General features: G+C 44.2%; 11 protein-coding genes and 1 pseudogene. 3 read left to right on the top strand and 9 right to left on the bottom strand.

From position 1 onward, the window contains the following. Positions 1-85 precede the first annotated feature (85 nt). From VXP95_RS10505 to VXP95_RS10490, 4 genes and pseudogenes are all read right to left on the bottom strand, one after another. Positions 86-674: pseudogene (locus VXP95_RS10505) on the bottom strand (DUF4142 domain-containing protein). Positions 675-965: 291 nt separating this feature from the next. After that, a complete protein-coding gene (locus VXP95_RS10500) occupies positions 966-3,080 on the bottom strand; it encodes a TonB-dependent receptor domain-containing protein (RefSeq protein WP_416712001.1) in 2,115 nt (704 codons plus the stop codon). A 320-nt stretch (positions 3,081-3,400) separates the two neighbouring features. Further along, the gene (locus VXP95_RS10495) at positions 3,401-5,803 is read right to left on the bottom strand and encodes a glucose/quinate/shikimate family membrane-bound PQQ-dependent dehydrogenase (RefSeq protein WP_416712000.1); all 2,403 of its coding nucleotides are present in this window, start codon (positions 5,801-5,803) and stop codon (positions 3,401-3,403) included. 169 nt (positions 5,804-5,972) lie between these two features. After that, on the bottom strand, positions 5,973-7,214 hold the full coding sequence (locus VXP95_RS10490) for a carbohydrate porin (protein ID WP_416711999.1): 1,242 nt from the start codon (positions 7,212-7,214) through the stop codon (positions 5,973-5,975). 485 nt (positions 7,215-7,699) lie between these two features. Here VXP95_RS10490 and VXP95_RS10485 point away from each other — a divergent pair, with 485 nt between their 5' ends. Both VXP95_RS10485 and VXP95_RS10480 read left to right on the top strand, forming a co-directional pair. Further along, positions 7,700-8,308, top strand: coding sequence for a DUF805 domain-containing protein (locus VXP95_RS10485; protein WP_416681269.1), 609 nt, complete (start codon positions 7,700-7,702; stop codon positions 8,306-8,308). A 24-nt stretch (positions 8,309-8,332) separates the two neighbouring features. After that, complete coding sequence (locus VXP95_RS10480; RefSeq protein ID WP_064102514.1) at positions 8,333-8,848, top strand: hypothetical protein; 516 nt, start codon at positions 8,333-8,335, stop codon at positions 8,846-8,848. A 166-nt stretch (positions 8,849-9,014) separates the two neighbouring features. Here the strand turns inward: VXP95_RS10480 and VXP95_RS10475 are convergent, their stop codons facing one another. Next, entirely contained in the window at positions 9,015-9,662 is a 648-nt protein-coding gene (locus tag VXP95_RS10475) for an HAD-IA family hydrolase (protein WP_416711998.1), read from the bottom strand. A 98-nt stretch (positions 9,663-9,760) separates the two neighbouring features. On the opposite strand from VXP95_RS10475, the gene VXP95_RS10470 reads away from it, so the two are divergent. After that, complete coding sequence (locus tag VXP95_RS10470) at positions 9,761-10,528, top strand: hydroxymethylpyrimidine/phosphomethylpyrimidine kinase (RefSeq protein WP_064097131.1); 768 nt, start codon at positions 9,761-9,763, stop codon at positions 10,526-10,528. A 72-nt stretch (positions 10,529-10,600) separates the two neighbouring features. Here the strand turns inward: VXP95_RS10470 and VXP95_RS10465 are convergent, their stop codons facing one another. From VXP95_RS10465 to VXP95_RS10450, 4 genes are all read right to left on the bottom strand, one after another. Continuing rightward, entirely contained in the window at positions 10,601-11,659 is a 1,059-nt protein-coding gene (locus tag VXP95_RS10465; protein ID WP_416712003.1) for a DUF1176 domain-containing protein, read from the bottom strand. A 10-nt stretch (positions 11,660-11,669) separates the two neighbouring features. Next, complete coding sequence (locus VXP95_RS10460; RefSeq protein WP_416711997.1) at positions 11,670-14,108, bottom strand: AI-2E family transporter; 2,439 nt, start codon at positions 14,106-14,108, stop codon at positions 11,670-11,672. 121 nt (positions 14,109-14,229) lie between these two features. Continuing rightward, entirely contained in the window at positions 14,230-14,670 is a 441-nt protein-coding gene (locus tag VXP95_RS10455) for a YybH family protein (protein ID WP_416711996.1), read from the bottom strand. 442 nt (positions 14,671-15,112) lie between these two features. Further along, positions 15,113-15,475 (bottom strand): 5-carboxymethyl-2-hydroxymuconate Delta-isomerase, encoded by a 363-nt coding sequence (locus VXP95_RS10450; protein WP_064097105.1) that lies wholly within the window; start codon positions 15,473-15,475, stop codon positions 15,113-15,115. Positions 15,476-15,598: the final 123 nt, after the last annotated feature.

Below are 15,598 nucleotides of genomic sequence, written 5' to 3'. Positions count from 1 at the left end.
CCTCATACCCAAGTTGTCACTTGAATTCTGTTCAAATGAGCAGAGTGTTGTCTTTTAAATCTTTGTGCAACAAAGCCGTTTCAAGTTATTTCATCTTGGCAACGATCTGTTCAGCCTTTTTCAGATGCGCAGCGACCGCAGTACGGGTTTGGGTCAGCATATTTTTTAATTCTGCATTTTTAGCATTCGGAATCAACTGCTTGTCTAGCATGGTCACTACTTTACGATGAACTTCTACCTGACTGGTCATATAGTCTTTATCCGGAGTAGCTGATCGACTCAGCATAGTCACCATCTTGTCGCTGTCATTTTGCAATGATGTACTGATACTGCTTGTTTGTGGCTTCAGATTTAAACGATTTGCCAGGGCCTGAGCTTTTTTCTCATTGGCTGTATGATCAGTAATCATCATTTGTGCATAATTACGGGCTTCTTGCGTTTTCAGTTTTGGCAATGCGGTTTTAGCCTGCTTAATCTCACCATTATTGGCTGTGTTTAATACCTTGATCACCTGACCTTCAGTCAAATTTACACGACTGTCACTCGATACTGCAGAATGCTGCTTCCCAGCGCGTAGCTTGCTGGTTCATTGCCATCGTCTGGCCTGCAGCAAAGATTAATGCACCACTGACCGCAACACAGTTCATCATCTTCTTCATTTGAATAGCTTTCATAATGGCACCCTTTAACGTTTTATCGATTAAATTTGCCTTTATAAAGTAGGTGAATTACCTGAAAAACAGTATAAGGTTTGAGTTGTTTTTTTAAGCAAAATATAAAGTGTTTATTAAGTTAGGCAAAGACTGTTGGTGATTAGTTCATTTATTTGATATTTGCAAAAAACTACGTTATTGGACGCTTGCATATAAGTATGACAAGCACTAGTGGTGAGCAAGATTTAAAAAAATCCCGCTGATATAACGGGACCTTTTTATTTTTAATTTAGGAACAGTGAACCATCTGAATTAAAATTCTTTTGTCACACTCAGACCAGCGCTCCAGTTCCGCCCTTCTGCCGGCTCAAAGAAACGGCTATTGCTTTCATTGACAATCACCGAACCGGAATAATCTTTATCAAACAGGTTATCGACACGCGCAAAAATATTCACTGCCCAATCCTGCATTTTCCAGTGGTAACCTACATTGGCACCAGCGACTGTGTAGCTTGGTGCAGTATCAGAATTCAAGTCGTTCACATAAATCTTATCGGAGTAACGCACATCGAGTCCTGCATGTAAGCCACTTTCAGGCTTCCAGCCCAGACTTAAAAATGCCTGATTTTTGGCAATCCCCGGAATATAGTTCCCGGCTGCAATAGCGGCAACCGTACCGATTGCGGGAATGTCAGCATCAAAAGTAGCATCTATATAGCTATAGCTGGCTTGAGCAGTGAGATCACGCCAAAGGTTTTTGTTCCAGGAGAGTTCAACACCTTCTCTTAAAGTTTTATCGGCATTACGGAAAGTAGAGCGACCATTGTCACTCCCTGCAGAAACAATGTCATTCTTCGTCCTGGTCTGAAAAACTGCAACAGTAAAATCACCTAATGTATTTACAGACTTTAATCCCATCTCATAGGTTTCACTTTCTGCTGCTTTTAAACTGAAGCTGCGGTTTTCTGCAGTATTTGCAGGATAAGACATTTCGGTAAAGGTCGGCGTTTCAAAGCCTTGTGCATAACTGGCATAAGTCATCAGCTCAGGTAAAATCTGCCAGCTTAAGGCCATGGATGGCAATAATTTCTGATAATCGGTTTTACCTGAATTATTGCCATTCGCCAGGAACTTGTCTTTAGACTTGAAATGTACATTGCTATAGCGCAGGCCGGCATCCAAGGTCCAATCGGGAGCAAAGTGATAAGAAGCTTGCAAATACGGATCTAGATTCCACAGGGTATTGTCTTCATCTCGGCGTAGTTCACCTTTGACTCCCAAGCGATCACCTAAAAAGTTTTGATAGCCTTTACGGTCTTCGGTCATGGCATCAACAGCAAGTCCAGCAATCAGTTGGGTATCTGGCCAAATGCTCTGACCTGTCCAGCGTAAATCTATCCCATAAAAATTACGGTCAAAATCAATCACGCCACCCGCATGATTAACTCCACCTTGTGCTGTACGAGGAATCGACTGATATTGTGTGACTGCGCGCTGTCCCCAGTAGGCCATGCCATACAGTTCATGCTGGTCATTGATCGGTTTATTCCAGGTCAAACCTGTTTGCAGCTGCTCAATTTCTTTACGTGCATTATAAAGAAGGACGTTTGCAGCGACCTGTTTAGGATTGGCTTGCCACTGTTCGCGAGTCAACCCACCGGGATCATCCGCAGCAATTTTAACGTAATTATTAATCCAGTTAATTTTAGAGCCGTCCTCCAGGTCCCAAGTCAGCTTGGCATTGCTCAGGATTTTATGCGCGCCGCTATGCTCCCGATAGCCGTCGGTATCAAAATAAGATGAGCTGATGATATAAGCTGGTTCATCGGCATTTTCTGAACCGCCTTGCAAAACCAGCTTGGTCTGCCCTTTGTTCTGGCTCCCTGCAGAATGCCCCAGTTCAATTGAGTCAGCGCCTTGCCCTTCCCTTGTAGTGGTTAAAATCGTTCCCCCGGAAGAGTTGCCATACAGTGATGAAAATCCACCACCCAATACTTCAATATGCTCCAGACTGTTCAAATCAATATTCGAGGTTTGTCCCTGTCCATCCGGCATCGTTGCAGGGATTCCATCCACATATAAACGCACACCCCGTACACCAAAACTGGAACGCGCACCAAAACCACGCATCGAAATTTGCAAATCCTGGGCATAGTTTTCACGGTTATTTAACTGCAGTCCTGGAACGCCTTTTAATGTTTCCGAAAGGTTCACATTCAGGCTGTTCTCTGGTTGTGCCTGCTCCAGATAATAAACCGATGCAGGCGTGCTCAACTTCTCCCGGTCAGTTCGGGTCGCCTGAACAATAATAGGCGCAAGTTTTTGCACTTCTGTAGCAGTATTTTCAGCATACAGCGTCTGGCTCATACAGGCGATTAAACAGGATAATGTGGTTTTTACAGGGAGATGTCGAAATTGATGCTGCATATTTTGTAGGTTCCAGTTATCTATGTGACTTAGAAAACTCATAAGCTGCCGAAGCACATCACATGATTAATTGTATAAGCCGGTTTGATCTTCAATGATCAGTAGATCGAGTTTGCTTGATCAGAATACAGGTAGAAAATTTAGTTTTAAGCTGCGTGATCAATAGAAGTCACATATCAAGGCAATTTATCAAAATCTTTGTTTACTTCACTCAATATCGTGCAACCCACATGATTTTCTTTAATATTCTAACGGTTTATAAAAAGACTGATGGGAAAGCCTGACGAATCAGGCTTTCCCATACAACAACAGAGAGTCAGTTACTTATTGTCTGGCAAGGCATAAGCCACCAGAGAGTCACCCATCTTGGTACCAAAGGAACCATGACCACCCGCCATAATGACCACATACTGCTTGCCATTGGCTTCATAAGTCATTGGCGTAGCCTGACCACCTGCAGGTAGACGGCCTTTCCACAACTCATCACCGTTGTTCACATTAATGGCACGGATATAGTTATCTTGAGTTCCACCCACAAACATTACATTACCCGCAGTTGAAATAGGTCCACCCAGCATCGGCACACCCATTTTGAATGGCGGCAATGGAATGCCTGGCATACTGTCACGAATGGTACCGATGCGGCGTTTCCAGGCCACTTCATGAGTATTTAAGTCCACACCTGCAACAAAGCCCCAAGACGGCTGTTTACACGGCAGCCCAAACGGAGACAGGAACGCACTGATTTCAACGCCATAAGGCACGCCATACATCGGTTGAACGCCGGCTTCTGTGCCTGCACCTTTAGCCGTCTTAGGACGGTTCGGATCTTGAGGAATCAGTTTTGATACAAATGGCAGACCAATCGGATTGGTCAGTGCAATTTGGCGGTCCGGATTGACCGACATACCACCCCATTCGAACACGCCCAAATTACCCGGGAAGACCAGAGTGCCATTTTCAGAAGGTGGGGTATAAATGCCATCGTAATTCAGTTTATGGAACGCAACACGGCAGACCAACTGGTCAAACATGGTCGCACCCCACATCTGTTTATCGGTCAATTTATCTTGTGGCGCCAGATTAAAGTCAGAGAAGGGTTGAGTTTTAGAATAGAACTCGCCTTTGGTTTGAGGTCCGCGTTTCACAGATTGTGGTACCGGTTTCTCAGTAATCGGCACAATCGCTTTACCATTACGGCGGTCCAGCACAAAGGCATTTCCGGTTTTGGTCAAGACATAAATAGCCGGAATCATATTCCCGTTTTTGTCTTTGATGTCGGTCAATGTCGGCTGTGACGGCACGTCCATATCCCACAAATCATGATGTGTGGTCTGGAAATTCCACACCAGTTTACCTGTACTGGCATTCAGGGCCAGCATCGAGTTGGCATAACGCTCGTCCAGTTCAGTACGGTGACCACCGTAAATATCCGGGGTACCGACACCCGTCGGTACGTAGACGATGTCCAGCTCTGCATCATAGGCCAAAGGTGCCCAAGCATTTGGAGAGTTATGTACAAATTTTTGACCCGGTGCAGGAATTAAATTCGGATCCTCAGCACCTGTGTCAAATACCCAAAGCAGTTCACCGGTATTGACATCATAACCACGGATCACACCCGACGGTTCTTCAGTTGAATAGTTATCTGTGGTTGAACCCGCAATAATAATAGTGGTGCCGGTTACTACAGGCGGTGAGGTTGGAATATAACCGCCCGGATATGGGAATGGCATATCTTTTTGCAGGTCAACTTCACCATTTTTACCAAAGTCAGAGCAGACTTTACCGGTGGTTGCATTTACCGCAACCAGACGCCCATCATTGACCGGTAAAATGACTTTTTGTGGACATTCAGCAGAGCTGCTTTTTTTCGAAGCGAGACTGGTTTCAAAACCAGCCGTATTGTTGACATCATAATAAGACACACCACGGCAGGTTAAATGCTGATAGGTATGATCAGCTTTTAGTTTTGGATCATAAGTCCATTTCGCCTTACCAGTTGCCGGATCAAGCGCAGTCAATTTCTGGTGAGTGGTACAGATGTACATGTTGTCACCCACCTTGATTGGAGTAACCTGATTGGTGGTTTCGCCCGAGTCATTTTCAGTCTTGAATTCGCCCGTGTGATATTCCCAAGCCACCTGCAAATCTTTGACATTTTCAGTATTAATCTGCTTTAAGGGTGAATACCGTAAACCGGACTGGGTACGGCCATAAGCAGGCCAGTCTTCATCTGCCACACCGGGGATTGGCTGGTGGGCTGCAGGCTGCTGGGATTTTAATTCACCGCGAATTTCTTGCGGGTCATTAAATACAGAATAAATCATGACAGCGATGGTAATGGCCAGTGAACTGCCCAGGGCAATTTTCGCACCTTTGCTGTGATCAAAACCGCGTGTTACCGCCGGAATCAGCAGGGCCAGACCAAACAGACCTAAAATATCCAAACGCGGTGCAAGTGCAAAGAAATCTGAACCGACTTCCCACAGCCCCCACACCACCGTTGCCAAAACGAATACAGCATAAACCAGGAGTGCAGCGCTCTTCCGTTGATATAACAGAACTGCGGTCGCAATAAAGAGTATACCTGCAATGATGTAGTACCAAGACCCACCCAGTACTGCAAGATAAATCCCTCCAATCAGCAGTCCTACACCGAAAACAGCGGCAATGACTGCTAAAATCGTTCTCCATACCGAACCTGAAGATGAAGTATTCATATCGAACGCCTATAAAATTTTTTTTGAAAGCTCATGTACCAGACCGGCATAAGCACCCTTATTGTTAAATTCTTAGTTAGAAATACATCACTGTCTTAAGCAGGCATTACTCATCAAAGCAATAGAAGACCTAGAGATTCAATAGTGTATTTGCAACTAAAAACTGTTTTTAGAATGATGTGTTGAACTTGATTCCACCTACCCAGACATTTTCACCATCTTTATATGCGCCGACGTGACGAACATATTGCAGATTCGGGCGAATGGTGAGCCAGGTGGTGGCATGCAAACCATAATAAATTTCTGCATCGACTTCTTGATGATGGTTACCAATGACATCGTCATTCATATTGATCCGTGCAATACCCAGTGCGATTTCATCTTGAGGACGTGAATCCATGGCACCCTTATAAACCAGCCCGATATTTTGCATATCGGTGACACTATTGGTTTTGGAATCATGCACTGTTGCATTTAAAAAGCCGGTCAAACCACGCGAAGTATCTCCGTCATGTGCAGTGAATTGCTGCTTGACCACTACCCAGCCCCCATGGTGATGATCGGTTTGCTCCGGATTGGAAATGACTCCAGCCTCCGCTGTGCTGTAGTAATAACCAGCACGGTATTCACCCGGCAATTTTTGTACGCCCACTTTCGGTGTCCAGACTACTTCTGCAGGAAGCATTGCTCCTTTGGAACCATCTGTGCTCAGGTTAAATCCTTTACCACGTTCCAGATTCTCAGGGTTATATTCATAGACACCGACCTGGGCATAAAGTTCAGGGCTAATGTTATATTTGACCCGTGCTGCCCATTGGCTTACCGGCCAGTTGTACCACTGATCACCAACCCAGTTCCCGACTTGGGAGCCACACAGTGCCAGGTTCTGGAAATCACAGTCAAAACTATTGAAGTCTTCACCCTCACCGAAGCGTCCGACTTTCACATCCAGTTTTTGTTCCAGGAATTTCTTCTTGATCCATAAATCAGTCAGACGCCAGGTTTGACCACGGCCCCAGACTTCTTGCACTGAACTCAAATGACTATTTAAAGCAGCAGAGCTTTGAGAAAGGGAATGACCATTACGCTCGGTGACAGTAATTTGCGCTTCGGTATCTTGCCAGCCTGCAATTTTTGCCAGATCCAGATGAGCCCCAAAAACAAACTGGTCTGCATATTCAGTTGCATGGCTTGAAGATTTCTGGGCATCAATCAAGCTTGCCATTTCACCGGTATAACCAAAATTGAAATCATAACCTTGTTGTTGCAACTGGGTACGTTGCCCGTTCCAGTCACCTAACATCCATGGGCTTTCTGTACTGAAAGCAGTCTCGGCATGCGTAACTGTCGTAGTCAAGAGTAGAGAAGCACAGCAAAGATAAATGGCTTTGGATAATGGGGAGAAATACATTAAATGTGATACCCTCATCACAAAATATGAAGTTTCTTATTGTATGCGTGTTGGTTTTTAAAAATTGTTACTAATAAATTAAAAACATGAACAAAATGTTGTTATTATTAATATTATTATATATTTTTTGTAAATACAAAAACCCTAACTACCTGTTTATTATGACGTTACATATTTAGACTTAAAACCATACCCTAAATATAAAAGTTGATATTTACAGAATAAATTGAGCTTGAGTTTCTGATAAAAACTTCACAAATAAATCAGCTGGATTACTGTTTTACCTTCTTTATTCTTAATAATCCGGTATCTCCATTTTTCCTGAATTGAAGATCGAAGTACTGAGGCTATAACGCTTCTGAATATATGAGAAACCTGCTGCCATTTCACTATGAATTTTTAAAAATCAGGTTATGCTAAAGTTATTCTGATAAGAAATTACCTCGCGTTAAAACAATAATCCAGCTTAATAGACGAGAACCAGTATGAAAGGCTCAATCCTTAATTTTTCTATTCAAAACAATACCGGGGTGATCTCGGGGGATGATAACCAGCACTATACTTTTAATGGTGCAGACTGGCGTGCAGAACGTCCGCCATCACGCGGGGATCGGGTCGATTTTATCGTAAACAGCGCGGGTGAAGCCGCTGATGTTTATCTGGCTCTGGGCAATTCCATTTATCTCGGGGAAAAAATTTCCAGTGAGCTCGGTAAATATTCCAATCTGGATCAGGCCGAGGAAAACTACAGCAGCATTGACTGGTTTGTAAAATGTCTGACCAACTATGCAAATTTTTCTGGCCGGGCACGCCGTAAAGAATTTTGGTTTTTTATGCTGTTTTGTGTAATTTTAGGCATTATTGCTGAGGTCATAGATACAGTTTTAGGCACTGAACCCATAGTAAATAGCCTGCTTAATCTGGCACTTCTGGTCCCGAGTCTGGCAGTTGGCGCGCGTCGTTTACATGATATTGGACGCTCTGGTTGGTGGCAATTACTGATGCTTACCGTGATTGGTGTTCTTGTATTGATCTGGTGGTGGGCAACTGAAACCAAACCACAAAACAATAAATATGGTCCTCCTGCCAAATAACCGAACCTTACAAATCCCGTCTTGATGCTAGAGACGTTTATCGCTTATTTAGTGGGTAAATATCAACAAAATCAGACCTTACCAATGCTGCAAGAACAATTAGTAAAATTTCCAGATGCTGTATGGGTGCAAATTTATAAAGACAAAATGCAGCTAATGGATATAGATGGCACGATCACACATACACGCCTACCGGATGTACCTTATGACCATCCCCGGAGTATTATTGCCGACTTTGATGCAGCCGCAGTGACCCTAAAACAGCTGTTACCCTCACCGGTCATGAAAAGGCTATTCAGCCCTATAGCATTGCTGCAAATCATGGATTTGCCGGAAGATGGTTTAACTGAAGTTGAAAAGCGCGCTTTGCTCGAACTCGGTTATGAAAGTAAGGTGCAAAATGTCATCCTGTTTGATCACGCAGGAAATGCGCTGACCCAAGCCAGTCTTCCCTCCCAACATCGCCTGACGATCATCAAAATTTTTCTGATGATCGTCATTATGGTTGTGCTGGCATCGAGCTGGTTCTTGACGCTTTAAATATTCGACCCATAAAAAAACTCTATGGCCTGCAGGATGCTAATACGGCTTATAATTTCATCATAAGAGAACTGGTTGCCAGATAGTATATTTGCTATAAATAAAGCAGCTTATAGACATCACCTCTCTAAAAATCAGCTCAAATAAAATAAGCAAAAATTAGGGTTTATTTAAAATAATCTAGCAACTGATTCAAGCGGTCTATTTGATATTTAGGTTGTGCCAGTGCTAATTCTTGCTGACTGCCATAGCCATAATTTACCGCAATAGTCTCCATACCATTTTGACGGGCACCAAAAATGTCATGCTCGCGGTCACCGACCATCATGCATTGATCGGCCTGCAACTGTTGCTGCGCTAAAATATACTGAATCAGCTCAGCTTTATTGGTTCGCTCGCCATTCAGCTCACTGCCATAAATTTCTGTAAAATACTGGGCCAGATCAAAATGCTCCAGAATCTGTTTGGCATACACTGTCGGTTTTGCCGTAGCGACAAACAAGCGATAGCCCCGGCGTTTCAGTTCTGCCAGGGTTTCTGTTACACCCTCAAAAACATGATTTTCATAAAGACCCTTGACTGCAAAGCGCTCCCGATAAGCCATCAGAGCCTGCTCGGCCAGAACATGATCGGCTTCAACATTTAAGATTTTGGCCAGCGAGGCTTTTAAGGGAGGGCCAATAATCCAGTCAATATTGATCTCGTCACTAATCGGATGACCAATCTTTTCCAGACCATAACGCGCAGACGTCGTAATCCCCACTTTCGGGTCAGTTAATGTCCCATCCAGATCAATTAAAATATTCTTAATCACTACCCATCCCCTCTCATCGGCACCGATATAAATTAATATCGAGAGTTCATTCAAATTTGCCTATACTAATGCAATTTTAGTGAATGAAGGACATCATTTTGCGCCCTACCGTACTTTGCTTTTCCGGTTTAGACCCTTCAGGTGGAGCCGGCCTTCAAGCAGATATTGAAGCCATTGGTCAAAGTGGTGCACATGCAGCAATTGCCTGCACAGCCCTCACCATTCAAAATTCACAGCAGGTTTTTGGTTTCGAAGCCACTTCCAGAGAATTACTATTGGCACAGGCCAATGCGGTGGTAAATGACCTGCCCATTCGTTGCGTAAAATCCGGCATGTTAGGCACTACAGACAATATCGCGGCTCTGGCCGAATTTCTGACTGCACATCCAGATTATCTGTATGTGCTGGATCCGGTTTTGGTCGCCAATAGTGGTGGTTCACTGGGCAATCAGGCAACGTTAGTCAAAGCATTTACCCAGCTTATTCCATTGGCCACCATCCTAACGCCAAATACAGTTGAACTGCGTGCCTTGACCGGTGAACAAGACCTCAAACTGGCCACTCAAAAATTATTTGAAATGGGTGCAAAGGCGGTTTTGGTCAAAGGTGGCCATGAAGATACGCCTGATTATATTCAGAACAGCCTGTATATTGCAGGTGAGTTGATTAACGAAACCCGTTGTCCCCGTTTGCCAGGTGAATATCATGGTTCAGGCTGTTCACTGGCCAGTTTCATAGCCGGACGTCTGGCCATGGGTGATCAGTTAAAAACTGCAGTACAGTATGCTGAAACCTGGCTATTTGGGGTATTAAAAAATGCTGAAATTCCTGTTCCAAATGGCCAGAGAATTCCAAAGCGTTTTTAAGATCACATGATTTAAAATTAAAAAGCCTGAATGCGTCAGGCTTTTTTTATCGCTGCTATTTTTTAAATAAGACTATTTGGCCGGATAAATGACTTTGCTTACATAGGTCGGTAAATTCCAGGCACCACCAGCAAAGCCTTTGCATTGTACGGTCAGACTACTGAAGCTTTTAACAAATTTCTTGCCATTCCAGGCCCATTGGTCCTGACGAACACAATCGCCCAAACCGCGTACTTTTTGCCCGGAAAATATCTGACCTTTATTAAAGGTTTCTCCCGAAGTTGTCACCAGCTGCTTCAACTGCCTGCTCTGGTCCATCAGCCAAAAACCACTGCCCACATTATAAGCCCCGCGCCAGCATGGAATCTGAACCAGCTGATTTTGAACATTGATGGGATAAATGGTCATGACATCATCCGACATAAAATTCTGGCTAAACAGCAAATCACATTGATCCTCGTTGGTAGTCACTTGCAGTTTTCGAATTATCTGCTGACTGGCTGCTGTATTCAGTTTCGCTTGAGTGATTTTGCCTGACTGATATTTTGGTATCTGAATTTTCGGTATCGCTGCGGCTTTGAGGACCGCCTGATCAGACTTTTTTCCTGGCCTGATCAAGGCTGAGGGTGTAGAAAGTCGACGCTGAAATTCATCCATCTTGAGTAAAACGGCACTGGCTCCAGCGGCCGATAAGTTCCAACGTGATTGCATATTCTTAAATACAACTGGAGCTGTTCCCTGTACAGCTTTTAGCAAGGCTCGCGTTTGATCAGTACTGAGTTGCCCTATTCCCTCCCGATTCAGACCAATCATGCCATAAGCTGTATTGGCAATTTGCAACTGAAGCTGTCGTGTGGGCGTGGCCATCGTTAAGGGAAAAATCTGGACCCGAGCTTTGATGTTACTGTTCACACCCGCAGCACGTTCTAATAGCACCGAAACAGGCCGATCCATATCTGAGTCGGATTGATATCCGGCAGCACGGCAGGTCCCGGTATTATCACAGGCAATTTCCCAGTCTTTATGTGAAAAATGCAGACCCTGAATAGCTGCCATACTCAATGAACTGATACTGGTCAAGGCGAATGTGATACTCATGGTTTTGATGCTGTAGATCCATTTTTGTTTCATCATTTAGTATTTAGTCCTTTTTTAAAACGCTTGCCGAGCTGGCTGGCTGCATCTTTTCAATCTGCTTCTGTTTATCTTTTTTCTTGCGCTCATTGCTCAGGGTTGCCATTAAATCCTGTGCCAAAGCCTTAAGCAAAATCATATCTTCCGTCTGCATCTGTCTCGGCCGTTTGTCCAGCAGACACAGACTCCCCAGCGCAATTCCATTTTTATCTTTTAAGGGTACCCCGGCATAGAAACGGATATGCTGCTGTCTTAATTCTGACAGATGTGGAAAGCGTGGGTCACGCTGCAAGTCTTCTATCACCAAAGGCTCATTTTGATAGAGCAGATGAGTGCAGACTGAATCCTTGCACATTTGTCGGGTTGCTACAGGTTCTTGGGTAAAAGGACTGACCGGAATATACATTTCATGCTGATTCAGCCAGGAAATTTGTGCGTAATCAACGTCAAAGGCCTGACGGGCTTCTTCAATATATTGTTTATAAAGGATCTGATGACGATGATCCAATAAACCCAATTCATTTAAAGCCTGTTGTCGTTCTTTTTCATTCTTGATCTCCAGATTATCAAACCAGCTTTCCCCTTCATCCAAGGTATAAGTCTCGACAGTCAGAATCAGATCATCGACATTATTGACCAGTGCCTCCAGCTCAAAACGTTGTTGCAGTTCATCCAGAAGCTCTAGCTGTGTCACACCCCAAGTCGCAAAAATGATTTTCAAATCAGGATATTGCTGTTCCAAATTATATTTTAGCAAACGAATCTGTGCCGCAGGCGCATGATGAAAAATCGACACGCATAAAATTTTGGTTGAAGCTGGCAATACAATGCCCTTTTCAGATTCGCCCGATTGAATCAGCACATTCGGATCATTCCGGGCAGCAATCTGTTTAAGATTCAGGGTGTGCGCCAACATGGCAGAAATTTGGGTATCAATTTCCCAACGCGCACCAACGCAATAGACTTCGGGCTGCTCAGCATTTAATTTGCTCGGATAAGCTTTTTGAAACGCATGATTAAAGAACTGCAAGCCCTGATAAAGGCGCAACCGGTGTTCGGCAGTAACATCGCTATCATGTCCTTGCGAATAAATGCGAATGGCTGGAATAGCCACTTCGCCATAGAACATTTGTACACGACGAGCCACCTCTTCTGCACTGGGCTTTTTTGGCAATTGCGCACAGATGTAATCATTGGCTACCTGCATTGCATCATTGACTTCATCAGCCACCAGTCTCTGGTAAAAACGCTCGGAGGGGGACAATACTGGCGTACTGCCGAGCAGGGTTTTGACAAAACCCAGTGCCGGCACATAATTGGACAAAACCAGCAGACAGGCAGTTAAAGGCGTCGACAAGATTAGCCCCACCGGTCCCCAGAGAGTGGTCCAGAACGTGGCAGCCAGAATAATTGCCAAAGTAGACAGACCGGTACTTTCCCCATAGAGCCACGGTTCAATCACGTTATTGCTGATAAGTTCCAGCACCAGTATCAAGGCTACAGTCCATAGCACCATGTCCCAGCCCGGATCAACGGCGAAGGCCAGCGTAATCGGAAAAATAGCTGAAACGATCGGGCCAACATAGGGCACAAAACGCATAACTACCGCGATCAGTCCCCACATGATCGCTGCCGGCACACCAATCACCAGCAGTCCAATCGCCATGGGAATACCATAGGTCACATTGACCAGCAGCTGCATGCGCAAATAGGTTCCGATACTTTTGGCGGCATCATCAAGCGCATCGGTTCCGATATTCAAATTACCGCCCAAGAGCTTCAGAAAGCGGTCATGCAGGTCTTTGCGATTGAGTAAAATTAATACCATGAACAGGAACACAATCCCGATAATGGCCAGCGGATTCAGGATTTTATTTAACCAGTCCAGTGCAGCTTCTTCACTCGAGGGTTCCAGGCCTACTACTTTGACATTCTGGACATTCGGGTCGTCTTTTTCCTGATCTGGAACTTCTATCGAGTTCTCTACCGTGTCAAAGGTCTGGATTGCGCCATCCCACATACTCGGCCCCTGACGATAGTCCTTGAGCATATTCAGTTTTTTCTGGATGGTGTCCTGATATTGCGGCAGCTCCTGACTCAGCTTGCCAAGCTGTACCCCCAGATAGGTTGCAGTACCCCCCAAAAATGACAAGGTCAGGCACATAACCAGGCCAATTGCGGCCCATTGAGGACAGCCCCAGCGTTTTAGACGGGAAACCAGTGGCGAGAGCAAAAATGCCAGCAGAATAGCCAAGGCCAGAGGGAGAAAAATATCACGGCCAAAATATAGTGCCATTATCACGACGGCAGCAATCACAAAGCCAGCCATCATTCTGAGTGCATGTTGGGTGCGCTGCTGTTCGGACTGATCCGGCATGAATACTTCATTCTGCTGTTGCAGGTTGCTTGATCGGGGTTGTATTTGACTGTTCTTGTTGTTAGCCACCTGAAAAGTCCTAAACTATTATTCCTTCAACACAATTTAGGACTTTCTCTATTTTTGTTACAAAGGTATTCCTGTAATCATTTGCAAAGATATTTCATTTAAATCTTTTCAGCCTGGTGGCTTAACTCACGCTTTTGATCCGGCGCATTTTCCGGGTTTCAAGCTGTACCGGAACTGAGGTATGTTGATGCAATAATTGCCATTTGCCCTGCTGCTTGCTCAGGCACATGCTCACCCGACACCAGCCTAATTGAAAAATCGGTTCAATCACCGCATAGTTGACTCGCACATAGCCATCTACCATGGCCAGATCATGCGTGACATGAATGTTTATATTCTGCCGTTCTACACGTATTCCTTCGGGCATAAAGCGTCGATATTGTTGCCAGAGGGCCTGATAGGCTTCGACACCTTTCACCTCCATACTGATATCAACCAGACGGATATCGGGCCGGCACAATTCAATAATATCCTGAATTTCGAGTCTGGCTATGGCATTGTCCCATTCTCGAAGAAATGCCATGACTTCCCGAGCCAATTGTTGATTGCCAAAAACTTGCATAAAATTCCCCTTAACCGGACAATTCAGACCTTAAATCGCGGCTCACTCATCTCACCGGATTTTTGATCTTTTGTTTTTTATTATTCTGCTTATGTTAAAGCGCTGTTCTCGCTTCACTCTCTTTACTACCTGATCCGCCAAAACTCACCTGACATCATTTATACAATTATTTTTATTTCTCTCAGAATGAGCATGCTGTTTCATGATTGGATGATTCAGGAAGCAGCAGCAATCGAAATCTACTTTAGAGCTTTTCTCTCCTGTCTGTAAATGACATAAAACATCATTTAAAAATAGATTTTTTAAAAGTCTGCAGAAAGGAAAACAGGAATTCCTTGCAGACCAGTTAGCTTTATTATTTATTAATTATTATTTTCAAACTGCAATTGATAAAATTTTAATACATTTGATTCTTATCCCATCCTCCTGTCAACGCCAGCATTCAAATAACAACTTTACTATAAGTCTGCTTTGGCATTTCAATGATTTCCACACAGAGCTGTATGTTTAAGCCCGGCTGGGGCGCAATATATTGCTGCATCAGATCGAGTACCAATTCAGAAATTGCCTGACGTACTTCGACACTGCGTCCACTTAACAGGGAAATTTTGGCATGCACATAAGCTTGGTCTGTCACAACATCCAGTCCAATCACATAATCCTGCTGCATAATTGCACGACTTTTTAAATCATTGGGATCGCTGACATAGCCGGCGCCCACAAGTGCCTGATGGATCGCGACCAATAAAGGCTTGATCTCGATGTGTTGCAGATTGTCAGAATATTCCAGATGCAGGTGTGGCATTGAAGGGGTCTCGAATCAGAAAGGTAAGGATCAGGGCGCTACAAAAATGGGCAGCCCAGCATTTATGGCAATATTGAGAAATAATAGGCTAAATCAGCCATGTTATTTCTCAACAGATTTCTT

The organism is Acinetobacter sp. 226 (genome assembly GCF_048147925.1).
Classification (GTDB): Bacteria; Pseudomonadota; Gammaproteobacteria; order Pseudomonadales; family Moraxellaceae; genus Acinetobacter; species Acinetobacter pecorum.
The sequence above is the reverse complement of the archived record's forward strand: the minus strand, read 5'-3'. Positions and strand labels throughout refer to the sequence as shown.